The 6578-nt window shown below is 61.0% G+C and carries 7 protein-coding genes; 1 reads left to right on the plus strand and 6 read right to left on the minus strand.

Features of this window, described 5'->3' with window-relative positions:
- The 5 genes from VEZ38_RS13170 to VEZ38_RS13190 all read right to left on the minus strand — a co-directional run.
- On the minus strand, positions 1 to 1024 hold a 1024-nt coding region (locus VEZ38_RS13170), incomplete at its 3' end, for a response regulator (protein ID WP_324894099.1).
- Complete coding sequence (locus tag VEZ38_RS13175) at positions 1017 to 2888, minus strand: sensor histidine kinase (RefSeq protein WP_324894101.1); 1872 nt, start codon at positions 2886 to 2888, stop codon at positions 1017 to 1019. The genes VEZ38_RS13175 and VEZ38_RS13170, both read right to left, overlap by 8 nt.
- A 1-nt stretch (position 2889) precedes the next feature.
- Positions 2890 to 4599: an extracellular solute-binding protein gene (locus tag VEZ38_RS13180; RefSeq protein ID WP_324894103.1), complete on the minus strand. Its 1710-nt coding sequence runs from the start codon at positions 4597 to 4599 to the stop codon at positions 2890 to 2892.
- A gap of 150 nt (positions 4600 to 4749) precedes the next feature.
- Positions 4750 to 5076, minus strand: coding sequence for an MGMT family protein (locus tag VEZ38_RS13185; protein ID WP_324894105.1), 327 nt, complete (start codon positions 5074 to 5076; stop codon positions 4750 to 4752).
- A gap of 37 nt (positions 5077 to 5113) precedes the next feature.
- Positions 5114 to 5560: a MarR family winged helix-turn-helix transcriptional regulator gene (locus VEZ38_RS13190; RefSeq protein ID WP_324894107.1), complete on the minus strand. Its 447-nt coding sequence runs from the start codon at positions 5558 to 5560 to the stop codon at positions 5114 to 5116.
- A 108-nt stretch (positions 5561 to 5668) separates the two neighbouring features.
- Between VEZ38_RS13190 and VEZ38_RS13195 the strand changes: the two genes are divergently transcribed.
- A complete protein-coding gene (locus VEZ38_RS13195) occupies positions 5669 to 6112 on the plus strand; it encodes a cupin domain-containing protein (protein ID WP_324894109.1) in 444 nt (147 codons plus the stop codon).
- A gap of 93 nt (positions 6113 to 6205) precedes the next feature.
- Here VEZ38_RS13195 and VEZ38_RS13200 read toward each other — a convergent pair.
- A partial coding sequence (locus VEZ38_RS13200) for a PA14 domain-containing protein (protein WP_324894111.1) occupies positions 6206 to 6578 on the minus strand: 373 nt, incomplete at its 5' end.

Consider the following 6578-nt stretch of genomic DNA (forward strand, 5'->3'; position numbering starts at 1 on the left):
CGTCCCATAGCCGCTCCGGCGCCGTCCCCGCATCCACCGTGCGAAAGTGCCGCACCGCGTCCAGCAGATGGGACACGATCGAACGGAACAACTCCGCGCCCGCGGCGCCAGCTCCGGCATCCGCGCCGGCGCCGCCGGACAATACCGAGCCGGCGCCCGTCAAAAACTTTCGGTCCAGCGCCTCTTCGGCGGCGCGGAACGACTCGCGCACCGCCGCGAAGCCGCGCACGCACGCGCCGATCCCGACGCTCACCGTCTCCTTCGCGTACAGCTGCGCCGACGAGGCGATGCGCTCCGCGCGCTCCCGCAAAGCGCCGGCCTCCGTCGCCGGCGCCCCTCCGACGAACAACACGCCGTACCGATCCTCCGACTCCTCGAAGACGTACCCGTCGTCCCCCGTCAATTCCTCGCAAATGTTCCGGACCGCGTACCGCTTCAGCTCCGTATCCCGTTCGGACAGCTCTTCGCTTCCGAAGACGAAGTCCATCTCCACGACCAGGACGGAGAACGTCTCTGCGCCGTGTCCCAGCCCGAGCAGCGCCAGCTGCTCCTCGTACTCCTTGCGTCCGACCCCGCCGTGCGCGAGCCGGCGGAGGAACTGATCGCGGATCGCCGACAAGCCGAGCCGATGCTGCCGCTCCGCGAGCTGCCGCTCCTCGATTTCCGCGCCGGTGCGGCGCAGCACCTCGATCAGCTCGTCTTCGTCGACGGGCTTGAGCAAATATTCCTTCGCCCCCAGCTTCAGTCCCTGGCGCGCGTACTCGAAGTCGTCGTAGCCGCTTAGAATGACGACGGGACAATCGGCGACCGCCTTCATCCGTTCGATGAGCTCGAGCCCGTTCATCGTCGGCATGCGGATGTCGGTAAGCACCAGCGCGTAATGGCGCTTCTTCAACAATTCAAGCGCTTGCTGACCGTTGGCCGCCTCCGCCGTAATGACGAAGCCGTGTTCCTCCCAGTCGATCAAGTACTTCAGCGACTCGCGGGCGACCGGCTCGTCGTCTACGATCAGCACCTCATGCATGTCGTTCCTCCCCTTTCCTCCGCATCTCGCGCTCTTGCATCGGGATCGTCATCGTCACCACGGTGCCCGCGCCGGCAGCGCTCTCGATCTCGAGACCGAAGCCCTCGCCGTAAAGCTGGCGCAAGCGCAGATGAACGTTGCGCAGCCCGATATGCTCGTCGGCGTCCAGACTGTCCGCTTCCCGCAGCCAGCCCCGCACCTCCTCGAGGCGCCCCGGCGTCATGCCGAGCCCGTCGTCGGAGACGACGACGCGCAGACGGCCGTCGTCCGCCGCGCAGCGGATGCGAATATGCGACCGCTCCGGACTCAGCTCGACGCCGTGCGACAGCGCGTTCTCGGCGAGCGGCTGAATGCACAGCTTCGGCACGTAGACTCCCCGGAACGCGTCGTCCTCCAGCTCGATCGAATACGAGAATTTGTCGCCGAATCGGTATTGCTGGATTTGCAAGTAAATATCGACGAACTCGAGCTCCTCGGCGAGCGGAATCGTCTGGCCGCCCTTCTTCAGCATCATGCGGAACGACTTCGCGAGCAGGCCGACGACCTTCGCGTTCTCCCGCTCGCCCGAGATCAGCAGCTTGCCCCGAATCATATTCAAGACGTTGAACAGAAAATGCGGATTGATCTGCGTCTGGAGCGCGTACAGCTCGACCTCCTTCGTGCGGAGCTCGTGCTCCCGCCGGTCCAGCTCCGATTGATATACCTCGCGGATCAGCTCCCTCAGGCGGCGCACCATCATGTTGAACATCTCGCCGAGCTGCGCGACCTCGTCCTTGCCCTTCACGACGACATAGCTCTCGAAGTTGTCCCGGTTCAGCGAGCGCATCTTGCCCGACAGCTCCGACAGCCGTCGCGTCAGCCCGACCGAAAACAGCGAAATCAGCAGCACCGAGACGATGAACGCGACGGCGAGCAATGCGACCGCGAGCGACTTGAGCTGGTCGATCCGCGGCATAATTTCGGTAAGCGGCACGTAGCTGACGACTTTCATGCCCCTGACGGTGTTGCGGGAGTCGAGCGTCTGGTAGAAGATCTGGTACGTGTCGTTCGCGTTCCGATACGTGAAGCTCCCGCTCGGCGCCTTCGACAGCTGTTCGGCGAACGGCAGCTGATCGAGCGTCTCATAGCCGCCTATCGCTTCAGTCGGCTCGGCGTCCGACTCGACGTCCGACCCGCTTCGTTCGACGCCGCCCCCGATTTCGCCTTCGCTCCTGGCGCTGTCGAGCAGCACGTCCCCGTTCGGCAGCAAAAACAAAAACCGTTTGCTCTTGCTCTCCTCATTGACGAGATCGTACAGCACGTTCAGCTTAATCTCGAGCGAGACGACGCGCGCCGACGCGCGATCGAAGTTGTTCAGCCGCTTGCGAAAGCTGAATACCGGGACGGCTTCGCCCGGGGTGTCGTACGGCTTCGTCCAGATGCCCCCGTTGCGCGTCTCCATCGTCTGCCGGTACCATTCGCTTTGCCGCACCGCCTCGTCGATCAGGAACACATTGGCGAAGCGGAACGTCGGGTTGTCGGTATATTGGTGAAAATGAAAGATATCCTTCGAAATTTGCACCGCCGAGACGAACGGCTGGTAATATTCGAAATACATCTCGTACGCTTCGCGGTCGTCGGTATACACCTTCGTCGCCGCGGCGTCCAACGCCGTATTCAAAAACAAAGCGTTGGCGATCTCCTCGTAAGAGCGAAGCTTGCTATCCAAGTTGGAGGCGACTTGGGAGAGAGACAGCTTATTGTTTTCGTGAATCGTCTCGAAGACGAGATCGGTGCTTCGTTTCAAGAACGCGTAAGTCAACGAGCCCAGCACCGCCAGTACGATGAACACATTGGTCAATATCAGCTTCGTTCGGATCTTCATCTTATTCGCCCATGCTTTCGCGGTACGTCTCGATAAAATTTCGCCACAACCGGGTGTACGCCGCGTTCGCCTTGTCGACGCCCGCCGCTTCCTCTTCGGCGACGAACGCGCTCCACGCCGCCTCGAACTCGGTCTCGTTCGGCGCCATCACGATGTTCGGCACATGCTTGCGCCACGTATCGTCCATGCGCTGCTCCTCCACCTTCGTATCGGCCGGCGGCGTCAGCTGCCATAAGAACCCCGGCACCTTCTCGACCGGCGGCAGGAAGTCCGCCCACACTTGTTTGCCGTATGCGTTCAGCACCTCCTTGGTCGTCTCGTCGTAGCTCGCGCGAACGTAATCTTTCGTCAGCGGGGTCGCGTAGTCGCCGTCCCCCAGCCTCGCGCCGTGCCCGATACCGAACCACATATGGTCTCCGGTGGCTACGCTCTTGAAGCCCCGCTCGTAATCGACGTTCAAGTCCGTGCGCCGCCGCTCGAGCAGCTCCGGGTCGATGGTGCGCTTCCCGCCGACGACCGTATAATCCTCCCCTTCGATGCCCCATTGCGTTAAAATTTGCCCTTCGTCCGAAAACAGGAAATCGATCATCTGAATGATTCGCTCAGGCTGCTTCGCCTTCGCGGAAATCGCCCATTGAAAGTTGCCCGCGCTCGTCGGCGTAATGGCGTTGGAGCGATCGACCGCGTTCGCCTCGAAATAAATCGGCAGATGCGCATACGCCCGCTCCGGCTTACCTGCCGCGCGCAGCGCTTTCTCCGCTTCCCCGATCATCCAGCTGGGCGCGTACGCCGCAAGCACGCGGCCTTGCGCGACCTTCGCATTGAAAGCCCGTTCGTCCATCGAAAACGCTTCGCGATCGAACAATCCTTCCAAGTACAGCTTGTTAAGAAAACGGTAATAGGTTTTCGTGTCCTCGGACACCGGGTTATATTGAACCTCGCCCGTCGCGTCGATCGTATAATTGCCGTGATCGGGATAGCCCTTCGCGAAGATGACGGGATTGTTGAACGCATGCTTCATCGTCCAGCCGTGCATGTAGGCGCCGAACCCGATCGTCTCGTTCCCGTCGATTTCCGGATGCCTCTCCGCGTAAGCGCGGATCAGCTCGTACAGCTCGTCGAACGTGCGGACGAGCGGATAGCCGGCTTCCCGCAGTACGTCGTACTGCACGATGAAATTGCCGCTGCTGTCGGCAGGCGCCTCTTGCGCGTTCTTCACCGAATAGAGCGAATAGATATCCCCGTTTTCGTCCTTGAGCAGGTTGAAATATTCGCCGTATTTTTCTTTAATGTTCGGCCCGTGCTTGTCGATCAGGTCGTTCAGCGGAATGATCGCCTTCGCTTCCTTGTAACGAGCCGTATATTTCGGGTCCAGCACGACGATGTCCGGGTAGTCGTTGCCGGCGAGCCACAAGTCCCAACGCTGGAATTGCTCCCCGATCGTCAGCTCGTACTCGAGCCGAACGCCGGTCTTCGCTTCGATCACGTCGGTAATCGGGGTGCCCCAGCGCAGCTTGTCGTCCGCGGTGTTGATCGAATAGGCGATCGGCGGCACCGGCTCGGCCGCCGGCGCGCCGGCGTCCCCGAGCGGCGGCGACGGTTCGTCCGCCCCCCGATCCCAGGCGCAGCCCGCGGCCGCCGCGGCGAAAGCCAGGAGCGAAAGCGCCAGCCCGAGCGGGAGCCGGAGCGTCTTCTTCGTGTTCGTTGCCATGTCGCATCCCCTCGCAGCGCCAAGTGTCGTTCTGACATACCTTTCTATATTATCGCGAAGCGCTTTCAATCGCGAAACCCGGCAACCTATATGTCTTCGCCCGGGAAAACGGACATCCTTCGCAAGGCCGAAGCGCCTCGCTGCCAAGGACTACGGACAGGGTTCCTCGCCCGCAACCTCGAAGCGGTACGCCGCGAGGTCGAGACGTCCGTCCGCGTCCACGGCGACGCCCTCCGACCGCAGCAGGACGGCTTGCGCGTACCGGCCCTCCTCGTCCGTCAGGGCGATCTCACCTTTCCCGTTCACGACCCGGTGCCAGGGCAAGCCGTGCCTCGCGCTCATGGCATGCAAGGCGCGAACGACTTGCCTGGCGGCGCGCCGGCTGCCGGCCGCCTCCGCGATTTGGCCGTAGGTCATGACGCGCCCCGGCGGAATCGAACGAACGATACGCACGACGCGTTCGGTGAATGGCTGCATGTCGGCCGCCTCCTTGTGTCGACTTTTTCATCGTTCATCATCCGTCGTTCATCGCTTGCACCATCGGCAGGAACTCCTGAAGCAGACTGCGCAACGTTTGGAAATTTCGTTCGCCGAACCGGTTCGCCAGCTCGCCGTCGAGCGCCGTGACGATTTCGTACACCTGGTTCATCAGCTCGGCGCCTTTCGGCGACAGCACGACACGCCGGGCACGCGCGTCCGTCGCGCTGATCGTTTTCTCTACATAACCGCGCTCCTCCAAATACTTCACGATTTCCCCCATCGACTGTTTCGTAATCCCCGCAAGATTCGCCAATTCGCTGCTTGTCATCCCTGTCGGATGAAATAAAAGCGGCTGCAATACGGGAAAATGCGTGGAGCGGATATCATGGTATCCAGCCTCTTCGAGCCGGCGGTTGATCGACTTCGCGACCTCTTGATAAGACTGACGCAGCAAGGCGCCGATGCGCAATTCGCCCGCCATGAAACCCCCCCTTGACAGAATGGTAAGGAAGACTTACTTTATTGGTAAGGCATCCTTATCATATCACAAGCGTGGATAAATGAAAATGAACCCAAGGAGCGAAACCACATGCAAGCGAATCTTGTCCGTACGGGCGACGGGAAGACGATCGATCTCGGACCGACCCGAATGACGGTGAAAGAAGACGGAAGTTTCACCCGGGACGGCTTAAGCATTCTGGAAGTAGTCGTATCCCCAAACACGCAGCTCCCCCCTCCGCATATTCATCGATCGTGCGAAGAGCTGTTTTACATCTTGGAGGGGTATATCGAGTTTATCGTCGAGGGCGCGCCGACGACCGCCGGACCGGGCGATCTGGTCACCGTGCCGGTCGGCGTCGCCCATACGTACCGCAACGCGACGGACCGAGCGTCCCGTATGCTCATTCTGCATACCGATCCGCGCATGGTCCGCTTCTTCGAGGGGACCGAATCCATGATTCGGAGCGGCGTACCCGCCCCGAAAGCCATCGCGACGCTCCTGCCGCAGTACGATACCGAAATTGTGACGTAGAGAAGCAAAGAAAGGGCGCCCGTTCGGCAGTTCGTCGGAACTGCCGAGGGGCGCCCTTCTTGGCGTCTTACATCATTTGCATTTTACATCGTCTTATTGGCTGAACAACCGGCTTTGCGGAACGATTTCCTTCGCTTGCGAGGCGCTGGACCAACGCAGCTCCATGCGCGCGCCGCCGCCGTCGTCGTAGTACTCTACCTTAATATCGTACATCGTTTCGGCCGCGAGCGAGATCGTGCCGGTGAATTCGCCCCAACCGTTCTGCCAATGGTCGATGACGAGCTGGTTGTTGACCCACACTCGCACGCCGTCGTCGGCGTTCGCATAGAACGTGTACGTCTCCGAATATTGCGGCTTCACCTTGCCGGTCCAACGGATCGAGAACGTGTTCTCGGCCATGCCCGGAGCGGGAGCTGCGTGATCCCAGTAGAAATTAATCGTCGGATCGATGCGGGTCAGCACGTAG

The sequence above is a fragment of the Paenibacillus sp. genome, from assembly GCF_035645235.1.
Taxonomy (GTDB): Bacteria; Bacillota; Bacilli; order Paenibacillales; family YIM-B00363; genus Paenibacillus_AE.